The organism is Sphingomonas bacterium (genome assembly GCF_028292945.1).
Classification (GTDB): Bacteria; Pseudomonadota; Alphaproteobacteria; order Sphingomonadales; family Sphingomonadaceae; genus Sphingomonas.
In genome coordinates this window covers 17,497-40,877 of the sequence record NZ_JAQGLJ010000022.1, presented here as the reverse complement: position 1 = coordinate 40,877, position 23,381 = coordinate 17,497, and the positions used below count along the sequence as shown (strand labels likewise).

Annotated in this window: 22 protein-coding genes; 14 read left to right on the top strand and 8 right to left on the bottom strand. The window is 65.3% G+C overall.

Annotation, left to right across the window (positions count from 1 at the left end; translation table 11 throughout):
* The first annotated feature begins 216 nt into the window (after positions 1–216).
* Positions 217–435, top strand: coding sequence for a hypothetical protein (locus tag JWN21_RS02890; RefSeq protein WP_299646038.1), 219 nt, complete (start codon positions 217–219; stop codon positions 433–435).
* Between the two features lie 199 nt (positions 436–634).
* On the opposite strand, the gene JWN21_RS02885 is transcribed toward JWN21_RS02890, so the two are convergent.
* The 3 genes from JWN21_RS02885 to JWN21_RS02875 form a co-directional block, all read right to left on the bottom strand.
* A complete protein-coding gene (locus JWN21_RS02885) occupies positions 635–2,212 on the bottom strand; it encodes a long-chain fatty acid--CoA ligase (RefSeq protein WP_299646036.1) in 1,578 nt (525 codons plus the stop codon).
* Between the two features lie 208 nt (positions 2,213–2,420).
* A complete protein-coding gene (locus JWN21_RS02880; RefSeq protein WP_299646034.1) occupies positions 2,421–3,248 on the bottom strand; it encodes an alpha/beta fold hydrolase in 828 nt (275 codons plus the stop codon).
* A gap of 60 nt (positions 3,249–3,308) precedes the next feature.
* On the bottom strand, positions 3,309–5,453 hold the full coding sequence (locus JWN21_RS02875) for a TonB-dependent receptor (protein WP_299646032.1): 2,145 nt from the start codon (positions 5,451–5,453) through the stop codon (positions 3,309–3,311).
* A gap of 253 nt (positions 5,454–5,706) precedes the next feature.
* Between JWN21_RS02875 and JWN21_RS02870 the strand changes: the two genes are divergently transcribed.
* Genes JWN21_RS02870 through JWN21_RS02845 form a run of 6 tightly spaced genes read left to right on the top strand, consistent with a single transcriptional unit; the run spans position 5,707 to position 9,903 of the window.
* Positions 5,707–6,567 (top strand): alpha/beta fold hydrolase, encoded by an 861-nt coding sequence (locus JWN21_RS02870; protein WP_299646030.1) that lies wholly within the window; start codon positions 5,707–5,709, stop codon positions 6,565–6,567.
* Positions 6,568–6,583: 16 nt separating this feature from the next.
* Positions 6,584–7,945, top strand: a complete 1,362-nt coding sequence (locus JWN21_RS02865; RefSeq protein WP_299646028.1) for an aromatic ring-hydroxylating dioxygenase subunit alpha — start codon at positions 6,584–6,586, stop codon at positions 7,943–7,945.
* Entirely contained in the window at positions 7,942–8,454 is a 513-nt protein-coding gene (locus JWN21_RS02860) for a 3-phenylpropionate/cinnamic acid dioxygenase subunit beta (protein ID WP_299646026.1), read from the top strand. The genes JWN21_RS02865 and JWN21_RS02860 overlap by 4 nt, the downstream gene beginning before the upstream one ends.
* Positions 8,451–8,738, top strand: coding sequence for a hypothetical protein (locus JWN21_RS02855; RefSeq protein ID WP_299646024.1), 288 nt, complete (start codon positions 8,451–8,453; stop codon positions 8,736–8,738). The genes JWN21_RS02860 and JWN21_RS02855 overlap by 4 nt, the downstream gene beginning before the upstream one ends.
* Positions 8,726–9,550 (top strand): hypothetical protein, encoded by an 825-nt coding sequence (locus tag JWN21_RS02850; protein ID WP_299646022.1) that lies wholly within the window; start codon positions 8,726–8,728, stop codon positions 9,548–9,550. Before JWN21_RS02855 ends, JWN21_RS02850 begins: the two co-directional genes overlap by 13 nt.
* Positions 9,532–9,903: a 2Fe-2S iron-sulfur cluster-binding protein gene (locus JWN21_RS02845; protein ID WP_299646020.1), complete on the top strand. Its 372-nt coding sequence runs from the start codon at positions 9,532–9,534 to the stop codon at positions 9,901–9,903. Before JWN21_RS02850 ends, JWN21_RS02845 begins: the two co-directional genes overlap by 19 nt.
* Before the next feature lie 24 nt (positions 9,904–9,927).
* Here the strand turns inward: JWN21_RS02845 and JWN21_RS02840 are convergent, their stop codons facing one another.
* On the bottom strand, positions 9,928–10,650 hold the full coding sequence (locus tag JWN21_RS02840) for a GntR family transcriptional regulator (protein WP_299646018.1): 723 nt from the start codon (positions 10,648–10,650) through the stop codon (positions 9,928–9,930).
* 92 nt (positions 10,651–10,742) lie between these two features.
* Between JWN21_RS02840 and JWN21_RS02835 the strand changes: the two genes are divergently transcribed.
* Positions 10,743–11,501 carry an SDR family NAD(P)-dependent oxidoreductase gene (locus tag JWN21_RS02835; RefSeq protein WP_367182905.1) on the top strand — a complete coding sequence of 253 codons (759 nt, stop codon included), beginning with the start codon at positions 10,743–10,745 and terminating at the stop codon, positions 11,499–11,501.
* 118 nt (positions 11,502–11,619) lie between these two features.
* On the opposite strand, the gene JWN21_RS02830 is transcribed toward JWN21_RS02835, so the two are convergent.
* Genes JWN21_RS02830 through JWN21_RS02815 form a run of 4 tightly spaced genes read right to left on the bottom strand, consistent with a single transcriptional unit; the run spans position 11,620 to position 15,656 of the window.
* Entirely contained in the window at positions 11,620–12,864 is a 1,245-nt protein-coding gene (locus JWN21_RS02830) for an FAD-dependent oxidoreductase (RefSeq protein WP_299646014.1), read from the bottom strand.
* 11 nt (positions 12,865–12,875) lie between these two features.
* A complete protein-coding gene (dmpG, locus tag JWN21_RS02825; RefSeq protein WP_299646012.1) occupies positions 12,876–13,937 on the bottom strand; it encodes a 4-hydroxy-2-oxovalerate aldolase in 1,062 nt (353 codons plus the stop codon).
* A complete protein-coding gene (locus JWN21_RS02820) occupies positions 13,937–14,875 on the bottom strand; it encodes an acetaldehyde dehydrogenase (acetylating) (RefSeq protein ID WP_299646010.1) in 939 nt (312 codons plus the stop codon). The genes dmpG and JWN21_RS02820 overlap by 1 nt, the downstream gene beginning before the upstream one ends.
* On the bottom strand, positions 14,865–15,656 hold the full coding sequence (locus JWN21_RS02815; RefSeq protein WP_299646008.1) for a fumarylacetoacetate hydrolase family protein: 792 nt from the start codon (positions 15,654–15,656) through the stop codon (positions 14,865–14,867). The genes JWN21_RS02820 and JWN21_RS02815 overlap by 11 nt, the downstream gene beginning before the upstream one ends.
* Before the next feature lie 111 nt (positions 15,657–15,767).
* On the opposite strand from JWN21_RS02815, the gene JWN21_RS02810 reads away from it, so the two are divergent.
* From JWN21_RS02810 to JWN21_RS02785, 6 genes are all read left to right on the top strand, one after another.
* Positions 15,768–16,529 (top strand): IclR family transcriptional regulator, encoded by a 762-nt coding sequence (locus JWN21_RS02810; RefSeq protein ID WP_299646006.1) that lies wholly within the window; start codon positions 15,768–15,770, stop codon positions 16,527–16,529.
* A 566-nt stretch (positions 16,530–17,095) separates the two neighbouring features.
* Positions 17,096–19,027: a PAS domain-containing sensor histidine kinase gene (locus JWN21_RS02805; protein WP_299646004.1), complete on the top strand. Its 1,932-nt coding sequence runs from the start codon at positions 17,096–17,098 to the stop codon at positions 19,025–19,027.
* Positions 19,028–19,165: 138 nt separating this feature from the next.
* Complete coding sequence (locus tag JWN21_RS02800) at positions 19,166–20,575, top strand: M20/M25/M40 family metallo-hydrolase (RefSeq protein WP_299646002.1); 1,410 nt, start codon at positions 19,166–19,168, stop codon at positions 20,573–20,575.
* 35 nt (positions 20,576–20,610) lie between these two features.
* Positions 20,611–22,332 carry a DEAD/DEAH box helicase gene (locus JWN21_RS02795; RefSeq protein WP_299646000.1) on the top strand — a complete coding sequence of 574 codons (1,722 nt, stop codon included), beginning with the start codon at positions 20,611–20,613 and terminating at the stop codon, positions 22,330–22,332.
* Positions 22,332–22,784 carry a YaiI/YqxD family protein gene (locus JWN21_RS02790; protein WP_299645998.1) on the top strand — a complete coding sequence of 151 codons (453 nt, stop codon included), beginning with the start codon at positions 22,332–22,334 and terminating at the stop codon, positions 22,782–22,784. Before JWN21_RS02795 ends, JWN21_RS02790 begins: the two co-directional genes overlap by 1 nt.
* 50 nt (positions 22,785–22,834) lie before the next feature.
* Entirely contained in the window at positions 22,835–23,350 is a 516-nt protein-coding gene (locus JWN21_RS02785) for a MucR family transcriptional regulator (RefSeq protein WP_299645996.1), read from the top strand.
* Positions 23,351–23,381 lie beyond the last annotated feature (31 nt).

The following is a 23,381-nucleotide window of genomic DNA, read 5'->3' as shown; positions in this document are numbered from 1 at the left end:
CAAGGTTATATTGCGGCAGTTCACCCAGCCAGGCGCCCGCCTCTCTTCCTTGGTCGAGCCGCCGCATCCGGAGCGATAAGTCGCACGGTTTCGAGGAAGTCCGCCGCGTCGTTCATAGTCAAACAAGCCACGCCCCAGCCTCGCCGTCGTTGCATCTCCATCCTCCGGTTCCAAAAACACCTTATTTCGGTGTCCACGGAACCGGCAGCAGCTCAGATGGGCCACCGCGTCCGGATGAGCGACAGCTTCCAGGGAACCGCCCGGGGCATGGGCTTCCGCCACTGGCACGACGTCGCCAGCGGCTTCCATCCCGACCGCGTCGCGCCTGGTCGGACACCCGCGCCGCCGCCGTGCTCGCCGAGCGCTGGCGTAGCGCCCGAGGCGGCCGGCGAGGCGCTCGACGCGATCGGCCGCCGCGTCGTCACCTGGAACTGAGCGGCGGCCGCTGAGTCACTCCGCGATCAACGACACTGGAGAATGAACATGAAGGACGACATCAACGAAGCGACTGCCGGCGCTGCCGCTCGCTCTAAGGTCCCCAGCGGCGCGACCGGCGTGCCAATGCCGACCAGCGCCAAAGCGCGTGATCGGCCGGCGCCCGAGGTCAAGAAGCACGGCGCCCTTGGCTGGGCCATCATTGCCGAAGCTGTTCGCGCAACACTGCCTTCTGGATCTTTCCAGTCACGCCGTAGGGTAGGGAGTCGACGAACAGGATCCTGTCGGGGATCCACCATCTGGCCACGCAGTTGGCAAGGTGCCGAAGGATCGTCTCTTCTGTGACGCGAAACCTGTCCGACCTGACGACCACAAGCACGGGCCGCTCGCCCCACTTGGTATCGGGAACGCTGATCGCAGCGGCTTCGACCACGCCTTCGCAACCCAATGCGGCGTTCTCAAGCTGGATCGAGCTGATCCATTCGCCCCCGGACTTGATGACGTCCTTGGCCCGGTCCGTGATCTGCATCGAGCCATCGGGATGGAGGATCGCGACGTCGCCGGTGTCGAACCACCCGTCAACGCCGGCCGCCATCGTCTGCGAATCGAGGAAATAACGGTCGATGACCCAAGCGCCGCGCGACTGCAACAGTCCGCTCGAACGGCCGTCACGGGGCAGCGCCCTGCCCTCGTTGTCCACGGTACGCAGCTCGATGCCGAAGGGCGGCCGTCCCTGCCGCGCCAGTCGATCGGTGCGTTCGTTTTGCGGCAACGCCTGCCAGTCGAGATCAGGTGAGACGAGGGTGCCGATGGGTGACATTTCGGTCATCCCCCAAGCATGCGCTACACGAATGCCGCGACCGTCGAAATGCTCGATCATGGTGCGCGGCGCCGCTGCGCCACCGATTACCAAGACACGCAACGATCTATAACCGGCGCCATCATCGTCGCCCTGTCCCATAAGCGCGAGCCAGACGGTGGGAACGGCCGCTGAATGGGTCACATGCTCGGCATGAATGAGATCGCGGATCACCTCCGGGGCTGTCTCGGTGGTGAAGACCAGGGTCGCTCCCGTCACCCCCGCAGCGAACGGCAGCCCCCAGGCCGCGGCATGGAACATCGGCACGATTGGCATCACGACCGCGCGCGCGGACAGATCGAAGAGGTCGGGCAGGCTGGCTGTGATCGCGTGAAGGACGGTCGAGCGATGCTCGTACAGCACCCCCTTCGGATCGCCGGTCGTGCCGCTGGTGTAGCACAACATGGCGGGTTCGCGTTCGTCGCCCTCCACCCATTCGAAATCCTCGGTCTCCGCTCTCAGCAGATCTTGGAACTGATCGTCCTGACCGGGATCGAAGCAAATGAAATGCTGCACCGTCGGGATGCGCGGCTTGATCCGTTCGACGAGCGACGCGAACGCCCGGTCATAGAAGACCGCCCGATCCTGCGCGTGGTTGACGATGTAGACGAGGTGATCGTCAGATAGCCTGGGATTGAGGGTATGAAGCACGCCGCCCATCCCGATCACCCCATACCAGGCGACCAGATGGCGGTCATGATTCATCGCCAGCGTCGCGATCCGGTCGCCCCGCGCGAGACCCAGACGCGTCGCCGCGTTGGCAAGGCGGCGAGCGTCGCGATCGATCCCGGCCCAGTTCGTGCGAACGACCTGGCCATCGGCATATCGACTGACGATCTCGCGTTGTCCATGCTCCCGCGCGGCGTGGTCCAAGATCCGGGAGATCCTGAGCGGCCAGTCCTGCATTCCCCGAAGCATGCGCCGCCTCCTTCAAAAGATCGATAGCCACCGCGATGGCGCCCAGGCGGCAGGCAGCGGTCGAGCATTCGGGCCGTTGATCAACAGTCGAACAGCCCCGGTCGGGGGTCGCCGATCACCGTTATAACTTGCCGTCGACGGGCCGCCGACGGCGCTCGATCCGATTCCCGGATCGCCGTTTGCTGTGGTTCCCGGTTGGAACCCGCCGTCATTCTGCGAAGAATGAAATCGCCAGCTGATTGAACCGCGCTCGCTGCTCGATCTGCGTCCAGTGCCCACACTCTCCGAAGACGTGTAGCTGCGACCGCTTGATCAGGCTGTGCAGCCGCAGCGCGTGTTCCAGCGGCACGACCTGGTCTTCGCGGCCGTGGACGATCAGCGTTTGATGGGAAAGCGCCGCGATGCGATCTTCGGGCGTCGTCATGTCCAGCGCCTTGGCCTGCTGGTCTCTGGCGAACATCTGCGCGAAAGCCTCTGAAATACCCGGACGGATTGAGGCGCGATAGCGCATCTCGATCAAGTCTTCGTTCAGCAGTGCGCGATTGTACGCGAACACGTTCATCACCTCGCGCATATTCTCGACCGAGGGCCGATAGCTCCACACGGTGGCCAGCGCCGGCGTGATCGGAAACTCGAGTCCGCCCGAACCCATAAGAAGGATCTTGTCCACGCGATCGGGAGCCGCAGCCGCTAGCGCCAGCGACATCGCGCCGCCGAATGAGTTTCCGATCAGCGAAACCTTGTCGAGCTCGAGCGCGTCGAGGAAGCCCCGCAGATGCGCTTGCCAGGACTTCTGCGTGTAGTTTCCGTCGGGCGCAGGGTCGGTGTATCCGAAACCCAGCATGTCGAGAGCGATCACGCGGTGGGTCTTGGCAAGCTCCGGAAGCGTGAAGCGCCAGTTGGCCCAGGCCGTGACCCCGGGGCCGGAACCATGAATCAGGACGATCGGATCCCCGGAGCCAAGGTCATGATAGTTCGTCCTGATGGCTCCGACGTCGATGAAGTTCCCGATTTCCGGATCGCTGTTGTTTGTCATGATTCTACCATGCGCTTGATTGATGAGAGGCCTAGCCAGACGTCGGCCGGACTGGAGACTTTAAAAGTTTAGCTGGACCGAAGCGCCCACGCGCAACGGCTTTTCGTAGCTGAGGTAGGTGCCGACCGGTCCCGGCGTGATCTGCTGGGCGACGCGGGCGTCGGTCAGGTTGCTCCCGAACAGGGCCACCCGCACGCGTTGCGCCGCGTCTGTCCAGGCGATTTCCGCGTTCAGCAGGGAATAGGCGTCCTGCACGGCGATGTTGAGGAAGTCGTGAAAGACCTTCGCGCTGTGGAACAGGTTCCCTGACAGCTGGACCCGCCCTCCGCCCAGGTCGAAGCCGTAGCCGACGCCGAGATTGAGCGTATATCGCGGTGCACGGATCAGGTCGTTGCCCGAGACATCCAATGCCGCCGTCTGGTTGCCCCCGGCGGGCAGAGGTACGTAGACCTGCGCCAAGGGAAACTCGTCGTAGGTCGCTTTATTGTAGCTCGCGGCGACTCTGATCGACAGATCTGGAGTCGGCATCGCCGTGACTTCCAGCTCGCCGCCCCAAATGTCGGCCTTCGCAGCGTTCTGCAGGATATAGGCCGTGCCGTTCTGGTCGCGCGCCGTGACCTGCAGGTCGTCATAGACATATTTGAAGATCGCTGCGTTGGTGCGCAGCCAGGACAGGGGATCAGCTTTGAACCCGACTTCCAGCGCCTTGATCCGCTCCGGATCGGTCGGGACGGGCGATACCGAATAGGTGTTGAACACCCCGGACTTGAAGCCGGTCGAGTAGCTCGCATAGACATTGGCGGTCGGCGAGAGATCATATTTCAGCGAACCGCGGTAGGTCAGCTGTGAGAACGAGGTATCGACGTCATCGACGAAGATGCGGCCGTTCGCGCCCGCGGTCATGTCCCGCTTTTCGTCGCTGTACCGCGCGCCCACAGTCAGTTCGAGTCGATCGGTCAGCGCGTAGGTGCCCTCAGCGAAGCCGGCGAAGGCGGTGGTCGATCCGCTCGCGTTGATGACGGTACGGTTGACCGGGGCGGGAGGGCCGGCGGACGTGATCACGTTTACGAGTGCCTCGCCGGTCTGGCGGAACGCATAGAGGCCGGCGATCCACCGGAACGGCCCGCCGCCGCCCGACAAAAGGCGGAATTCCTGGCTGTAGGCCTCTGATTGCGGATGGATTTCGTTCTGGGCGAGGAGGATGTTGGACGCATCGGAATCGGACTGCTGATCGATACTGCTGCGGGTGTAGGCGGTGGTCGATTCGAGATTGGCGAAGCCGATGTCGGTCGACACCTTGAGCGCGGCATTATACCGGTCGAACTTCATGAACGGCTCGAGATTGAGCGAAGCCTGGTACGGGCGGGACGCCAGGATGTTGCCCGGGAAGGCGCGACCCCGGGCGTTGTTCTCATAGGGCTGCACGGCGTTCGCCGCGAAATCCTCGGAATTGGCGTAGCCCAGCGTCAGGACGATTTCGACATTGTCCGACGGTTCGAAGAGCAGCTTGCTGCGAACGTCGAAATAGGACGTCCGCCCGATCTGGCCGCCGTTCACCAGATCGTCGATATAGCCCCCATTGTGCCGATAGACGACCGCCAGGTCCATCGCGACGGTGTCGGACAGCCCGCCTGTCACGTATCCGCGCAGGTTGACGTCGTTAGCACCGCCAAAGCGCGCGTAGCTGCCGACGACCTTTCCGCGGAAATCATGTTTCGGATCCGGGGTGATGACGTTGACCAGTCCGCCGGTCGCATTGCGTCCGAAGATCGTGCCCTGCGGCCCGCGCAGAACCTCGACGCGCTCGACCTCGACCAACTCGAGCATCGTCGTGTACGAGTTGGGCTGGTAGATCCCGTCGATGTACACCGCCACGTTCGATTCATCGAGCAGGGTGATGCCGGTCGATCCGACGCCGCGGATCACCGGCTGCATGACCGCGAAATTGCGTCCGCCGTTAAAGCCCGGCACGACTGCCGTGAGCTGACGGATATCGGTCACGCCCGCGCTGGCAAGCTGGCTGCCACCGATCGCGGTGACGGCGATCGGAACGTCCTGGAGGCGTTCGGCGCGGCGGGTGGCCGTGACGACGATGTCTTCGATGCTCGAGGAAGGGGTGTCCTGCACCGGTTCGACGGTGCTGACGGCGGGATCAACCGGGGCGGCGGATGGCGCGGCTTCCGGCACCGGCTGTGACTGAGCCATCGCCGGCACTGCCGCTACGGACGCCAACAAAATCCCGATTGTTCCAACCTTGAGCAACATATATCCCTCCCCGGATCTGCTTTAAGCAATGTCTCATATATCGTATTCCCTTTGTGTCAACTAATCGGGTCCCCGCGCGGAGCGGCATCAGGACGCCTTGACAAGAGGAAGCATATATACAGTATATCGAACTTAATGGGCCTGCCGGCCAACTGCCCGCAATGACGGGCGAGTGAGAGGACGCATGACGAAGGTGGTCGAAACGCTGTGGGTCGAGGGGGCGGGGCTCCGCACGCGCGTCTTGGCGTCAGGCGACGGCGTACCGCTGTTCCTGCTGCACGGCATCGGGCCGGGCATGGATGCCGATCTCAACTGGGGTGGAACCATGGTGCCGCTCGCCGACCACTTCCGGTGTTACGCCATCGACCTCGCGGGGTTCGGAGAAACCTCGATGCCGGATCCGCTGCCGGAGGGGCCGGCGGCATGGATGGCGCTCCGGGTGGCCCAGGTCGAAAACGTAATGGACGCGCTGGGCGAGCCATCGGCATATATTGTCGGAAACTCGCGCGGCGGCGGCGCGATCCTGCTGCAGATGCTGCTGCAGGCGCCGGATCGCGTGCGCGGCGCCGTGCTTATGGGTGCGGCCGGCTATTCCGCCGACGAGGAGCCGGGCACGGCCAGCGCGCGGGAATCGCTGATCAAAGATTTCTACACGGCGCCATCGGTCGAACGGATGGCGCAAATCGTGCCCCTGTTCTTTCACGATCCGGCGGCGCTGCCGATGACGGTCGAAGCGCTGACCGAGCGCCGTTACGCCCAAAGCATCCGGCCCGGCGCGGTCGAGGCCTTCCGCGCGATGGTGCGCGGTGGCCTGCCGGCCGCGCCCACGAATCCCGAAGCCTTCCAGCGCATCCGCACTCCGATGATGCTGATCCACGGTGGCGAAGACCAGATCAGCGACCCACGCAACAGCCTGGCGCTGGCTCGCCGCCTGCCTGGCGCCAGCCTGCACATCCTGCCGGCCGCCGGACATTGGAGCCATATCGACCAGCCGCGATTGTTCGTCAGCCTACTGCGGGCGTTCGTCGACGGTGCGCTGGCACCAAGAGCCTGATTGCAAGGAGATGTACGTGAGTAGCGCAGCTGAACTGGCCCCCGGGCCGTCGCGAACCCTGTTCGATCGCACACGCGACGAGATCGCCAACGGCAGTTTCGGCCTGCCGCTCGGCTTGTTCGCCGACGAGGGTATCTATGCGGCGGAGATAACGCGGATATTCGGGCGTGCGTGGAATTTCCTCGCGCATGAAACCGAGGTCCCAAATCCGGGCGACTATGTGCTGCGCCACATCGGCGCCGACCCGATCCTGGTGGTGCGCGGCGACGATGACCAGGTGCGTGCCTTCCACGCGATCTGCCGCCACCGGGGGATGCAGATCTGCCGAGCCGAGGCCGGCAGCACCGATCGCTTCGTATGCCCCTATCACGGCTGGGCCTATGGATCGAACGGCGGGTTGCTCGGCGCGCCGGAGAGCCGCAAGGCCTACGGCGACCAGTTCGCGCGCAAGGACTGGGGCCTGTTGCCCGTCGCGCATCAGGATTCACGAAACGGCTTCATTTTCGCAAACCTCGATCCCGATGCGCCCTCGCTGGTGGATTACATGGGCGAATACAGCTGGTATTTCGATCTCTACACGCGCCTGACCGAACAGGGCATGGAGGTCCGCGGCGCACCGCACCGGTTCATCGTCCCCTGCAACTGGAAGCTGGGCGCCGAGAATTTCTTCGGCGACGCCTATCACACGATGACATCGCACCGGTCGGTGATCGAGACCGGGCTGGTCGCGGTCGGCGGCAACGTCAACTTCCGCAAGGAAGGCGTGCATTTCAACGCCGGTGGCATCGGCGGCGGCGGTCTGGCGAGCATGGGCGAGATGGCGACCAGCTATGCGCCCGAGGTGGTCGAGGCGGCCCGCGCGCATCTTTCCGACGGCCACAAGGAGACAGTGTTCGACCGCGGCTTCCTGCCGGTGTCGGGCACGCTCTTTCCGAACCTGTCGTTCGTCAGCGGACCCGCGATCATCGACAAGGGCGCGGCACCGGTGCGCTTCTACAGCTTTCGCCAGTGGCGCCCGCTGAGTGCCGACAGGATGGAGATCATCTCGTGGTGCGCCGTCGACAAAGAAGCTCCCGAACACGTCAAGCGACTGAACGAGCGGGCCTACTCGGCGTCGTTCGGCTCGTCCGGCATGTTCGAGCAGGACGACACCGAGAATTGGTCTTACGTGACCGCAGCGGCCAAGGGCGCGTCGGCGTCGGACATCGCGCTCAACTACCGCATGGGTCTCGACAAGGACAATGCGCCGATCGAGCAGCCGATCGCCGACTGGCCGGGGCCGGGCAACGCTTATCCGGTCTCCTATGCCGAGCATAACCAGCGTCAGTTCTGGCGCACGTGGCTCGGCTACATGGTTCAGGACGGGGAAGGCGCATGACCGTGACGATCGACCAGAGCCTCCACTTCGAGATCTCCCAGTGGCTGTTCGCCGAGGCAGAGCTTCTTGATCACGGGCGGTTGCGCGACTGGCTTGCGCTGGTGTCCCCTAGCGTCCGGTATCTAGTGCCCGTACGCGTGACCAAGCCGTCGGGCCAGGGTGAGGGTTTCCAGGACTCGGCGGCGCATTTCGACGACAATTATTTTCTCCTGGAACAACGGATCAGGCGGCTCGAAACCGATTTCGCTTGGGCGGAAGACCCACCGTCGCGCACCCGCCATATCCTCACCAACATCCGCATTCGGCCGACCGAGCAGGACGACGAGGTGCTGGCCGTCTCCAATCTGCTGTTGCATCGCACGCGGGGTGACATAGCCCAGCCCGAGCAGCTGGTCGGGGAACGGCATGATCGCCTGGTCCGAAGCGATGGCGGCTGGAAGCTCGCCGCGCGCACGGTGTATCTCGATCACTCGACATTACCCATGCAGAACCTGGCGATCCTGTTGTGAGCGCTGCGACGTGGGACCTGTCCGGGCTGCAGAAACGCCTGTTCGACATCATCCGCGCGCGGGACGAGGACGAGGGGGCGGACGTGGCGGCACTTGCCGCCGACTTGCCCGAGCCGCACCGTGACGCGGTAACGGGGGGCGACATCGCCGCGTTGGGAGCGATTGGCGTGCACCCCTGCCTTCTGATCGGTTTCGCCTATGCCGTCGGCGTCCAGCGCCCAGCGTTCATGGATCGGTTGCCCGAGGTCCAACTGAGTCCGGAGGTGCCGAGATGGCGGAAGTAATAGGCGGCTTTTGCGCATCGCACGCGCCGGGCCAGATCGTCCGGCGCACGCTTGGCGGCGACGCCGCGGATCGCTTCATGGCGGCGCAGCAGGCGGCGGCCGGGAAGTTGCGCGCGCTGGAACCCGATGTCGTAGTCATCTGCTCTGGCGAACATTTCACCAATTTTCAGCCCGACTTGTTCCCGCAGGCGACAATCGGCACCGGACCGGCCCATATGGGACCTGCGGAACGGTGGATGAACATGCCCATGAGCGCGTTTCCGGGGCATCCGAATTTCGCTCGACATCTGGCGGACCGGCTTCTCGGAACAGGATTCGATCCGTCGACCTCCAACGCGCTGCTGCTCGATCACGGGATGCTGACGACCTATCTGCCGATCGATTCCACGATGACGATCCCGCTGGTTCCGATCATCCAGAACACCTTGGTGTCGCCGATGATGCCCCTGCGTCGCTGCCACGAAATGGGTGTGGCGCTGCATGCCGCCATCTGCAGCTTTCCGGAACCGCTGCGGGTGGCCGTAGTGGGCGCGGGCGGACTGTCGCACTGGATCGGCACGCCGCGCGACGGTGTCATCGACGAGCAGTTCGACCGATGGTTTCTCGAGCGGATCGCGGGCGACGATATGTCCGACCTGCTCGACCTTCCCGACAGCGAACTCGACCATGCCGGGACGGGTGCGCATGAGGTACGAAGCTGGATCACCGCGGTCGGCGCGCTTGGGGCACTGCCGCGGCGCGTTACGGTCTATGAGCCGATCGGCGCGTGGTTGACCGGCATGAGCGTGATGGAGTGCGGGCTGGCGACCTAAGTCGTGACCCGAAACACAAGCGGAAACCAATGTTCAAGATTGATTTCATACAGCCCGACGGCACGGTGCAGTCCGTCCAGGTGCGGGCGGGAACCACGGTCATGCGAGCGGCGGTCGAGCATGATATCGATGGCATCATCGCCGAGTGCGGGGGATCCGGCGCCTGTGGCACCTGTCACGTCTATGTCGCCGACGATATCGCTGGGTTGCTGCCCGCGATGGGTGACAATGAGGACGCGATGCTCGATGGCATCGCGGGCGCGCGGCACGCGAACAGCCGTCTGGCCTGCCAGATCATGCCTTCGGCGGACGTTCCGGAAATCGCGGTCAGCATTCCGGCGGAGCAAGGCTGAGGCGGTGCACTCCCGCCAACGATCTCAGGCGACCAGCGCCGGGCGGAACGGGATCGCGTCGCTCTGCTCCAGATCGAGGTCCTGCGCCAGCAGCAACTCGTGGATGCGCCAGATGTGCTTGTGCATCTCCGTCGACGCCGTCGCGGCGTCCCCGCCCATGATCGCTTGTCCGATACGCACATGAGCGCCCGCGCAATCGACCAGGTGATCGGGCGTGGGGAAGGTATCGCGCGTCATCACTGTGTGAATCAGCGCCGCGGTGTTGTCCGCGCACTGTCTCGCTCGCACATTGTTGCCGGCGTCCGCGATGCGCGCATGGAAGGCGCGGTCATGCTGGTGAAAGCTGTCGATATTGCCGTCTTCCGCTGCATCGAGCGAGTCTTCGGCCGCACGAGTGATGAGGCGCGCCTGAGCCTTGGTCGCCAGCTCGGCGGCGCGGCCGGCGGTGAAACCTTCGAGAACAGCGCGCAACTCGGTCGCTTGCCGAAGGTCCTCGAGCGACAGCTTGACGACGCGCATGCCCCGCCGGCCGTCCGGTTCGATCAGCCCGACCTGCCTGAGCCGCAGCAGGGCTTCGCGAACCGGCGTCTTGGACACGTTCAGCTGATCGGCGAGCGCCTGTTCGGTGAGCTGCGACCCCGGAAGGAGTTCGCGCCCTATGATCGCGGCGTACAGCCGGTCGTATACCAGATCGGTGATTGGCGGGCGGATATCGAACTGGGCCATCGCGGGCCGGGTCTGGGTCATAAAATCCTCCGGCGACTGCGCGTGACCTGGTCCTACCGGTACATGCGAAACGCCATGGGATTGCATATATCGTCCACGATTGGAAGTTGCCAATGCCCGAACGCATGACAGGAAAGCGCGTCTTGGTGACGGGCGCGGCCGGGGGCATTGGCCTAGCGACGGTGCGGCTCCTGGCGCAGGAGGGCGCGCGGATCTTGGCGACCGACCTGAACCCGGATGGAGCACAGGCGCTGCGCGACATTCCAGGCGACATCGTCGTTCAGCGCCAGGATATTGGCGATCCCACGGGCTGGTCGACCATGGTGGATAACATGGCCGAGCGATGGGGCGGCATCGATGTGCTGGTGAACAACGCGGCCTATCTGTCCGACGCGTCGCTTCTCGATCTCGTCGAAGACCAGTTCCGGCGGCATATCGACGTTAACCTGATCGGCACCTGGCTGGGCATGCGCGCCTGTGCGGCCGCGATGATCGCCGCGGAGCGGGGCGGAGCCATTATCAACTTGTCGTCGGTCTCGGGCATGATCGGCCACCCGAACCGTGGCGCTTACGCAGCGACGAAATGGGCCATTCGCGGTCTGACACGGACCGCAGCACTGGAATGGGCGCCGCACGACATCCGCGTCTGCGCGATCGTGCCAGGCCCAATCGATACGCCGATGTCGCGACGCGCCCGAGGCCGCCACCCCGATGAGTCGATGAGCGACGTCGTGCTGCCGGACATTCCGTTGCGACGTTTCGGTTCGGCCGACGACGTTGCGGAGGCGATTCTCTACCTGGCGTCGGATTCGGCGCGCTATGTCACCGGGTCGGAACTCGTCGTCGACGGCGGGTGTCTGCTGCAGCGCTGAGGTCCTGCGCTATCGCAGCCAGCGATGACCGGCGCGAATATGATATATTCCGATTGGGTGCCGGTAGTCCGCCGATGAGATACGTTGGCTTTTGGAACGCCGTGAGTTTCGCAGGCGGCTAAGACGACCTTACAAGCAGATCCTTGAGGGGGATCGTGTCGTCGGCGAGGCTCGCGGCCCTGACGCGGGTGCCGGCGCGGACCAGTGCGCGGCCCTGCACATAATCCCTGACGGCGTTGACGCAATCCAGTGCGATGACCCGGTCGTCCCTGAGGTATATGATGGAGAAACTTCGCTGTCCCGGGTCGCCCCGCAGAACCGCGCGGTCGTGGCCCATCGACAAGCCGACGGTCTGCAGTTGCAGGTCATATTGGTACGACCAGAACCACGGCAGTGCCACATATGCTTCCTCAAGGCCGGTCAACGCCTTTGCGACGACCATTGCCTGGTCGTTGGCGTTCTGAACCGACTCGAGCCGGATGACCGCGCCGTCGGCAAAGGCGTTCGCATGGGCGGCGCAATCGCCGATTGCATAAATGTCCGGCGACGTCGTTCGGCACAGCGGATCGACGGTAACGCCGTTCTCGCCTCCTATGCCTGCCGCGAGCAACGGCTGCACGGCCGGCACGATGCCGATCCCCACGATTACCATTTCGCAAGGCAGCACTGATCCGTCGCCGAGCCTGACGCCGCATGCAGCACCCGCCATTTCCTCGATGCACGTGACTGTCTCGCCGAGGCGTACATCGACGCCCTGTGCCCGATGCTCCTGCTCGTAGAACCGCGACAAGACCTCGCCGGCGACGCGGGAAAGAACCCGCTCCTGGGTCTCGACCACCGTCACGGATTTCCCCAGCGTGGTCAAAACAGCGGCTGCCTCCAGCCCGATGTAGCCTCCGCCGACGACGACCACGCGGGAGACGCGGTCGAGTTCGTGGATCATCCGGTCGACGTCGGCGCGTGTTCTGACGCTGTGCACGCCGCGAAGATCATGACCCGGGCAGGTCAACCGGCGCGGCGACCCACCGGCCGCCCAGATCAGGGCCCCGTAGCCTAGCGTGGTGCCATCGGACAGCTGCAGACTGTGATCCGCTGCTTCTACCGAGATCGCCCGGCGTCCCAACATTAGGCTGATTTCGCGTTCGGCCCAGAATGCGTTCGGCCGGATCAGGATGCGATCGAACGCCTTCGCGCCCGACAGATACTCTTTAGACAGCGGCGGTCGTTCATATGGCGGATCCGCTTCCTCGCTGACCAGCGCTACGCTGCCGCGAAAGCCTCTTTGCCGAAGCGCGATTGCCGCTTGCGCGCCGGCATGCCCTGCGCCGACAATGACGACGTCGTATTTGTCCGCGGCGATCATCTAGAACTATCCTATTGTTCCGCTGCCAGCCTCTCGCGGCCTGAGACCGAGCGTTGGGCGACGATGTCGAGCGCCACATCGACGATCATGTCTTCCTGTCCGCCGACCATCCGGCGGCGGCCGAGCTCGACCAGCACTTCGCGGGTGTCGACGCCATAGTCGAGCGCGGCCTTCTCGGCGTGGCGCAGGAACGACGAATAGACACCGGCATAGCCCAGGCTAAGCGTTTCGCGGTCCACCCGGACCGGACGATCCTGAAGCGGGCGGACAAGGTCCTCGGCGGCATCCATCAGCTTGTTCAGGTCGCAGCCATGCTGCCAGCCCTTGCGCGTCGCCGCGGCAATGAACACTTCGAGCGGCGCGTTGCCCGCGCCCGCGCCCATGCCTGCCAGACTGGCGTCCACGCGGATGGCGCCCGCCTGGACCCCAACAATCGAATTGGCGACGCCCAACGACAGATTGTGATGCGCGTGGATGCCGCGCTGCGTTTCCGGCTTCAACACCCGATCATAGGCCTCGCACCGCGCCCGATAGCCGTCCATGTCGAGTGCGCCGCCGCTGTCAGTCACGTAAACGCAGGTCGCGCCATAGCTTTCCATCAGCCTAGCCTGCTGTGCCAAGGCATCGGGTTCGATCATATGGCTCATCATCAGGAAGCCGACAGTGTCCATGCCCAGATCCCGCGCCGCGCCGATATGCTGCTTAGCGACGTCGGCCTCGGTGCAATGCGTCGCGATGCGGACCGACCGCACGCCCAGGTCATGGGCTCGCTTCAGGTCGTGAACCGTGCCGATGCCGGGGAGGAGCAAGGTCGTCAGGACCGAATGGCGAACGACATCGGCGACGGCCTCGATCCATTCCCAATCGGTATGCGCGCCGAAGCCGTAGTTGAAGCTGGAACCGCTCAGGCCGTCGCCATGCGCCACCTCGATTGCATCGACACCGGCCTCGTCGAGTGCCCTTGCGATCTGGCGCACGTGATCGATGCTGTAGCGATGGCGGACGGCATGCATGCCGTCGCGCAGCGTCACGTCCTGGATATAGAGCTTCGTGGTCGTCGGGTCGAAAGGCATCAAGCGGCGTCCATCAGGCGGTTCACGGCGATCTTTTCGGCGGTGCGCAGCGCCGCCGAGGTCATTATGTCCAGATTGCCCGCATAAGCGGGCAGGTAATGCGCCGCGCCCTCGACCTCCAGGAACACGGTGGTCTTGATACCCTCGAAGCGGCCGTAGCCGGGGATCTCGATCGGATCGTTCGAGCCGAAGCGTTCGAACTGGACCGCCTGTTTCAACCGATAACCGGGGACGTAGGCGTGGACCTTCGCCACCATCGCCTCGACTGCCGCCGCGATAGTGGCCTCATCGGCGCCCGACGACAGCGTGAAGACCGTGTCGCGCATTAGCATCGGCGGTTCCGCGGGGTTTAGGATGATGATCGCCTTGCCCTTCGCCGCGCCGCCGACCTCTTCCAGCCCGCGGCTGGTCGTTTCGGTGAACTCGTCGATATTGGCGCGAGTGCCGGGCCCGGCCGACTTCGACGCGATAGAGGCGACGATCTCAGCATAATGCACCGTCGCCACCGACGACACCGCCGCCACGATCGGAATGGTCGCCTGCCCGCCGCAGGTGACCATGTTGACGTTCGGTTCGGTCAGGTGCGCATCGCCGTTGACGACCGGGATGACATAGGGGCCAATCGCCGCTGGGGTCAGATCGATCATCACCTTGCCCGCGGCGGTCACCACGTCGCTGTGACGCTGGTGCGCGCCGGCCGAAGTGGCGTCGAACACCACCCCGATTGATGGCCAGGCTTCGAGCGCCTGGAGCCCGTCGATCCCGTCGTGCGTGGTCGCGACTCCCAGCTGCCGGGCCCGCTCCAGCCCGTCCGACGCCGGATCGATGCCGACCAGCGCCGCCATCTCCAGCACGTCCGACCGGCGGATGATCTTGATCATCAGGTCGGTGCCGATGTTACCCGATCCGATGATCGCCGCCTTAACCTTATTGGCCATCGCCTGGCTCCCCATAGTGGAACGACACCGCGCCCAATCCGCCGATCTTCGCCTCGATCCGGTCTCCGGGCGAGATGGCGACCATAGGCCCCAGCGCCCCGGTCAGGATGATGTCGCCCGCTCGCAAGGGATCCCCGCTTGCGGCCAGCGTCCGCGCCAGCCAGGCCGCAGCCTCCAGCGGATGGCCCAGGCACGCCGCACCCGCGCCCAGCGAAGCCAGCTCGCCGTTGACTTCGAGCGCCATTCCGCAGGTGTAGAGATCGAGGCCGTCGAGCGGTCGTTCGTCGCGGCCCAGCACGAAGAAAGCGGAAGAACCGTTGTCGGCCACGGTATCGGCAAAGCTGATCCTCCAGTCGGCGATGCGGCTGTCGACGATCTCGATCGCGGCGACCGCGTGCGCGGTGGCGGCGGTGACGTCCGCGGCACTGGTCTGCGCCGAGGGAAGGGCCGCCGCGAGGACCAGCGCGACCTCCGCCTCCGCCTTGGGCTGAAGCACCCGGTCGGCGGCCAGCACGCCGCCGTCTACGATCCGCATGTCGTCGAACAATACGCCGAAGTCGGGCTGATTTACGCCCAGCTGCACCTGCACCGCCTTCGCGGTCAGGCCGACCTTGCGTCCGACGATGCGCCGACCCTGCGCCTGCCAAAAGCGGGTGTTGAGCGCCTGCACCGCGTATGCGCTGGCGCCGTCGGCCGGATCGAGCCCGTCGCGCAACGGCGGGATGGCACCTGCCGAATAGGCCATGCGCAGACGTTCTGCGATAAGGTCGTGCGTGCTCATCTCTCTCCCTTCGAAGCGGTGGCATTCGCTACGGCCTGATCGCTGTTGGTTACGCCCGTTTGATGGAACTCGGCAATTTACGTCGCGGCGTTGCGCTCACATGATGAGCGGATGGCTATTCACGACAGCAACAGTCGAAGTGCGACGCTGGACAAAGGCTTGGCGTTGCTCGCGCTCATCGTGAGCGACGGCGGACGCACGCGATTGAGCACGCTCGCCGATCAGCTTGGCCTTGCTCAGTCGACGACCCGCCGTCTGGCCGCCGGCTTGAGGCGGCAGGGCTTCATCGCCCCAGCCGATCGCGGCCACTATGTCGCCGGTCACATTTTTGCCTGCGCTCGGGATCGCGACATGCGAATGTTGATGGCGAATGCAGGTCGCGCGCCGCTGCGCCGGCTGGCGCGCGAGCTTCGTGCCACCGTCCATCTCGCCGTGCTGGAGGACGACATGGTGACCTACCTGGTCAAGGAACAATGGGGCGCACAGTCGCTGTTCACGCGGGAACTGAAGCAGCTCGAGGCCTATTGTTCGGGGCTTGGCAAGGTGCTGCTCGCCCACCTCCCGGACCGGCAGCGGGACGATTATCTTGGCGGGGGGCCGTTCGTCGCGCTGACCGAGCGTACGATCGTCGATCCCGATATGCTCCGCGAGGAACTCAAGCGCGTCCGATCGGCAGGTTGCGCTTTCGACCGGGGCGAGATCGTCGATGGCCTTTCCTGTGTCGCCGTTCCAATCTACGGGCAGGGCGGCGATGCCATCGCGGCGTTATCCGCGTCGTTCAGAACCGCGCCCGCAAGCGGCTATCACAGCGTAGCGAACAGACTTCGCAATTGCGCTTCGCTCGTGTCGGACCGGTCCGGCATTTCAGTCTGACCGGCTGCATCCCGGACTTCGTCGAGCGTGACATCCACTGATTGCAGCCCGGCGGCCCGTATCACCGGATGCAAGGATGTCGCCGCCAAACCGCCCCCGATCACGACCCAGGTGAACGCTGTCGCCGCGTCCACAGGCAGATTGCCGATGAGCACCGTTCAAATCGCGGCGCAGGCCATCTGCAGGAAACCGAGCAGCGCGGACGCGATGCCAGCACGGTTCGCGGATCTCACGGGTCCGCCGGGGCGCGCCGAGATCGAGAACGGCGGTCTCCGCCACCGGCTGATCCGGCCACGTCCAGCCGCTGCCAGCCTCCATTGATGCGTCAGCAGCGCAGCCGGAGTCTGGACGACGGGAGCTGCCAGGGCCGAGGCCGAATGACAGCCTCTACCCGGAAGCAGACGCCCAGCCGCTCATGCAGGACCACCATTCCGCACATCCGCTTGTCTGCGGTCGGAGCACCTGCGGAACCCAGCTGCCGTCTACCAACGGAGGTTGACCGACAACCTAGGTTGTCACAGTCGGGTCAGCTCCCCTGACGCGTACGCTTTCGTTCCGGAGCAAGAATGGCCGACCACAATCTTCCTGCCGACGTCGCCGGTCGCTTCGAGCTGCTCGTTCAGAGCGTCACCGACTACGCCATCTACATGCTCGACCGGCAGGGTCGGGTATCGAGCTGGAACCCCGGCGCGCGCCGGTTCAAAGGCTATGAGGCCGACGAAATCATCGGCGAGCATTTCTCTCGCTTCTACACACCCGAAGAACGCCAACGCGAGATCCCCCGCATCGCATTGGAGACCGCCGAGCGGGAAGGCCGCTTCGAAGCCGAGGGCTGGCGCGTGCGCAAGGACGGCACCCGCTTCTGGGCCAACGTCGTGATCGACCCCATCCGCGATGCCAGCGGGATGCTTGTAGGGTATGCCAAAGTAACGCGCGACCTGACGGAGCGGCGTGCCGCCGAGGAGGAGTTGCGTGCAAGCGAAGAGCGCTTCCGGTTGCTGGTCCAGAGCGTTACCGACTATGCAATCTACATGCTTGATCCCGACGGTCGGGTCAGCAGCTGGAACGCCGGTGCCGAGCGCTTCAAGGGTTATGCCGCCGACGAGATCATGGGCGAGCACTTCTCCCGCTTCTACACCGAGGAGGACCGCGCCGCCGGGACTCCGCACAGCGCATTACGGACCGCGACTGACGAAGGCCGGTTCGAGGCCGAAGGCTGGCGAGTGCGCAAGGACGGCTCACGATTCTGGGCTTCCGTCATCATCGACCCGATCCGCAACGACGCGGGAGACCTGATCGGCTTTGCCAAGGTGACGCGCGATCTCACCGAAAAACGCGCGATAGAGGAGCAGTTGCGCCAGTCGCAGAAGATGGAAGCGGTTGGGCAACTGACCGGCGGGCTCGCGCACGACTTCAACAACCTCCTGACCGGCATCAGCGGCAGTCTGGAGATGATGCAGGTTCGCATGGCGCAGGGTCGAACGCACGATTGCGACCGCTACTTCACCGCGGCCCAGGGCGCCGTCCGACGCGCTTCAGCGCTTACCCACCGCTTGCTTGCGTTTTCCCGCCGCCAGACGCTCGATCCCAAGCCCACCAACGTCAACCGGCTGCTGAGCGGACTGGAGGAGTTGGTCCGGCGCACCGTGGGACCGGCCGTCAAGGTCGACGTGGTCGGAACAAGCGGGGTCTGGCCGACCCTGATAGATCCCAATCAGCTCGAAAATGCGATCCTGAACCTGTGCATCAACGCCCGCGACGCCATGCCGGACGGGGGGATGCTGACGATCGAGACCGCCAACCGCTGGCTCGACGAGCGAGCGGCACGGCAGCAGGATCTGCCGATCGGCCAGTATGTCTCGATCTGCGTCACCGATACCGGCAGCGGCATGACGGCCGACGTCATCGCCAAGGCCTTCGATCCCTTCTTCACCACCAAACCGCTAGGCGAGGGAACGGGGCTAGGCCTTTCGATGATATATGGATTTGCGCGCCAGTCGGGCGGACAGATCCGCATCTATTCGGAAGTCGGGCAAGGCACGACCATGTGCCTTTACCTGCCCCGCCACGATGAGGACGCACCGGCCGACGACGAGGTCGAACCTCGCCCTACGCCAAGTCCGAGCGGCGAGGGCGAGGTCGTGCTGGTCATCGACGACGAGCCGACCATCCGGATGCTGGTAGCGGAGGTTCTGGCGGAGTCAGGCTATGCCGTGATCGAGGCGACCGACGGGCCGGCGGGTCTGCGCGTGCTGGAGTCGAACGCCAGGATCGACCTTCTCATCACCGATGTCGGCTTGCCCGGCGGCATGAACGGCAGGCAGGTTGCCGATGCGGCGCGCCAGAACCGTCCGGACCTCAAGGTGCTGTTCATCACCGGGTATGCGGAAAACGCCGTGATCGGCCGCACGCGGCTGACGAACGGGATGCACGTGCTGACCAAGCCATTCCAGATGGAGGTCCTCGCCGACCGCATTCGCGAGATCCTGGAACACTGACCCGCACCAGGGTGCCCCTTGACCCACAAACAGCCGTTCAGACCGCTCTAGCCGCTACTCATTGGATCAACGGATGCGGTTTGACGCCGTACCGTTGCACCCATAGCGTTCAAGCATCCTCCATTCGGAAGGCTTCGCATGAAGTGGTTTGCCGTTGCCCTGGCTGCTCTCGCGACGGTTGCTGTCGCGCAACAGCCGCAAGCCGCCCCCCGCCCCGACCAGCTCGCCTTTCGCGCGCTGTACCGGGAGCTGGTCGAGACCGACACGTCGGTCAGCACCGGCAGCTGCACGCTGGCGGCGCAGAAGATGGCCGCGCACCTCAAGCGCGCCGGGTTCACCGACGCGCAGCTGACGCTGTTCACGCTGCCCGAATTTCCGCTGGACGGGGGGCTGGTGGCGACGCTGCCGGGGTCGTCGCGCACGGCCAAGCCGATCCTGCTGCTCGGGCATCTGGACGTGGTCAACGCGCGGCCGGCGGACTGGCAGCGCGATCCGTACAAGTTCATCGAGGAGGGCGGCTATTTCTATGGTCGCGGCACGTCCGACATGAAGGCGCTGGTGGCGACCTGGGTCGACACGCTCGCGCGCTTCAAGCAGGCGGGCTACGCCCCCAAGCGCACCGTCAAGATGGCGCTGACCTGCGGCGAGGAGTCGGGCGCGCGCTTCAACGGCGCGCAGTATCTGGCCCAAAAGCAGCCGGAGCTGATCCGCGCCGAGTTCGCGTTGAACGAGGGCGGAGGTGGGCAGACCGACGCGCAGGGCCGCGTCGTCGTCCAGACGATGCAGGTCGGCGAGAAGTCCAACCGCAACTTCGAGCTCACCGTCACCAATCCGGGCGGACACAGTTCTATTCCGATCGACGACAACGCGATCTATCAGCTCAGTGACGCGCTGGTGAAGGTCCGTGCACTCAAGTTTCCGGTTCGCTTCAATGCCACGACCCGCGCCTATTTTGCGCAGGCAGGGGCGGCGCGCGGCGGGCCATTGGGCACCGCGATGCAGGCGCTGTCGCGCGACCTCGCCGACCGTGCAGCGGAGGCGGTGGTGGCGCGCGATCGTGGGCTGAACTCGATGCTGCGCACCACCTGCGCCGCGACGATGCTGGAGGCGGGTCACGCCGCCAACGCGCTGCCGCAGCGCGCGGTCGCCACCGTCAATTGCCGCATCGCGCCGGGCGAGGACGCGGACACGACGCGTGCCGCGCTGATCGGGGCCATCGGCGATCCGGAGGTTGAGGTGAAGCTGGTCGGCCGACTGCGCCCGATCGCCACCACGCCGCCGCTCGATCCCAAGGTGATGGAGCCGGCGCGCGCGCTGGTGGCGAAATACTTCCCCGGCGTGCCGCTGATCCCGACCATGTCGACCGGCGCCACCGACGCGACCTTCATCGCGCCGATCGGCATCCCGACCTATGGCGTGCCGGGCAGCTGGAGCGATCCGGACGGCAATGGCACGCACGGGCTGAACGAGCGGCGCGGCGTCCGCTCGGTCTATGTCGGGCGCGATTTCCTGTACGATCTCGTCAAGGTATATGCCGAACAGGGTTGAGAAACGCGCCTTCAGGCCCCATCTCACCGGGCTTCATGTCCTTTCCCGATCTTCCGCAACCCCTCGCCGAGGCGCTCCGCGCGCGCGGCTATGAAACCCCCACGCCCGTGCAGGCCGCCGTGCTGCAGCCGGAGGTGATCGGGCGCGACCTGCTCGTCTCCGCGCAGACCGGGTCGGGCAAGACCGTCGCGTTCGGGCTGGCGATGGCGGGCGAGCTGCTCGTGGACGGCCAGTTGCCGACGCCGGGCGCACCGCTCGCGTTGGCGATCGCGCCCACGCGCGAGCTGGCGTTGCAGGTCAGCCGCGAGCTGGGCTGGCTCTATGCCGCCGCAGGGGGCCGCATCTCCACCTGCGTCGGCGGCATGGACGCGAGCAAGGAGCGCCGCTCGCTGAGCCATGGCGCGCATATCGTCGTCGGTACGCCGGGCCGGTTGCGCGACCATCTGGAACGCGGCAGCCTGGACCTGTCGTCGCTGCGCGCGGTCGTGCTCGACGAGGCGGACGAGATGCTCGACATGGGCTTCCGCGACGATCTGGAAGCGATCCTCGACACCACCCCGGCGATGCGCCGCACGCTGATGTTCTCCGCCACCCTGGCCAAGCCGATCGTGACGCTGGCGCGGCGCTACCAGCGCGATGCTCAGCGGATTTCCACGGTCGGCGAGGATCGCGGCCATGGCGACATCGCGTACCAGGCGGTCGCCGTCTCGCCCGCCGATATCGAGCATGCGGTGATCAATCTGCTGCGGCTGCACGAGGCGGAAACGGCGATGCTGTTCTGCGCGACGCGCGACAATGTCCGCCACCTGCACGCCAGCCTGGTCGAACGCGGCTTTGCGGCAGTGGCGCTGTCGGGCGAGCATTCGCAGAACGAGCGCAACGCGGCGATGCATGCCTTGCGCGATGGGCGCGCGCGCGTGTGCGTCGCGACCGATGTCGCCGCGCGCGGGATCGATCTGCCGACGCTGAGCCTGGTCGTCCATGTCGAGTTGCCGCGCGATGCGGAAGCATTGCAGCATCGCTCCGGCCGAACGGGACGCGCAGGCAACAAGGGCACCGCGGTGTTGATCGTCCCCTATCCACGCCGCCGCCGCGTCGAGATGATGCTGCGCGGCGCGCGTATCGCCGCGGAGTGGATCGACGTGCCGACGCCCGAAACGATCCGGCTTGCGGATCGCGAGCGGTTGCTTGCGGCATTGCTCGCCCCGGTCGAGATCGACGAGGAGGATCAGGCGTTGGCGGAGCGGCTGATGGCGGAGCGATCGCCGCACGAGATCGCCGCTGCGTTGGTTCGCGTCCACCGTGCGCGCATGCCGGCGGTCGAAGAGATGATCGAGGCGACGCCGCAGGCGCAGCGCGCTGCGCAGGACGGTCACCGCCCCGGCTTTGATGATGTGCTGTGGTTCCGGATGGACGTCGGACGCCGCCAGAATGCCGACCCGCGCTGGATCCTGCCGCTGATCTGCCGGCGTGGGCACATCACCCGCGGCGAGATCGGCGCGATCCGCGTCGGTCCCGGCGAGACCTGGTTTCAGATCCCCCGCGGGATCGGGGCGAAGTTCATGGCCGCCGTCCAGCGCACCGCCAACGCAGACGGCGAGGACGAAAGCGGCGTTCGCATAGAGCAGGCTCACGGTGAGCCGCCGCGCGCGGGTGGCGGCGGTGCGCCGCGTGGTGGCCAAGGCGGCAATCAGGGCGGCGGCCCAAATCGTCCGCCCGCGCGCCACCAGGCAAAGCCGTACCGCGCCAAGACCTGATGCGCATTCTCGTCGACGCCGACGCGTGCCCGGTCAAGGACGAGATCTACAAGGTTGCCTGGCGGCACGAGGTCGCGGTGACGATCGTCAGCAACTCACCATTCCGTGTGCCACAGCATCCGCTGGTCGAGCGCGTGGTGGTGTCGGACGGGTTCGATGCAGCGGACGACTGGATCGCCGAGCGCGCCGACGCGGGCACGGTCGTGGTCACCAGCGACATCCTGCTCGCGGACCGCTGCCTCAAGGCAGATGCGACCGTGCTGTCGCCTACCGGCAAACCGTTCACACCAGCGTCGATCGGCACAGCGGTGGCGACCCGCGCCATCATGGTCGATCTGCGCGCAGGCGGGGATCAGCTCGGTGGGCCCGCGGCGTTCGCCAAGGTGGATCGTTCGCGCTTTCTTCAGGCACTCGATACTGCATTGGTACAGCTCAAACGCCGCAAGTATTGACGCGGCGCGTCCAAATGTTACGGCGCTCCGAACTGAAGGAGCGCAAACACATGGCCGACGATACCACCGACCTGAACGCCGTCGAACTAGCGGTCGAGCTGACCATCGCCTGGCTCGGCAACCCCAACACCCGCAGCAATGCCGAGGACGTGCCCGCCTTCATGGGCAAGATGCACGACACCGTGCAGCAGCTGATGGGGAGCAATTCCGCCGCTGCCTCGCCCGAACCGACGCAGGACTATGTCGGCAAGGTCACCGCGCGCAAGAGCCTGTCGTCCAAGGACCACATCATCTCGATGATCGATGGCAAGTCGTACAAGACCTTGCGCCGCCACCTAAAAACCAACGGCCTGACCCCCGAGCAGTATCGCGAGCGCTACAATCTGAAGAGCGATTACCCGATGGTGGCCGAGAACTATTCGGAGAGCAGGCGCGCGATGGCCAAGCAGATCGGCCTCGGCCGCAAGCCGGGTCAGCGCAAGCCGGAAGCCGCTCCGGCTGCGGCGGAGAAGCCCGCGAGTGGACGCGGCCGCAGGAAGGCGCAGCCGGAAGCGGGGGCGGAGTAGGCACCCCCAGCCCCTCTCCCGCGTTTGCGGG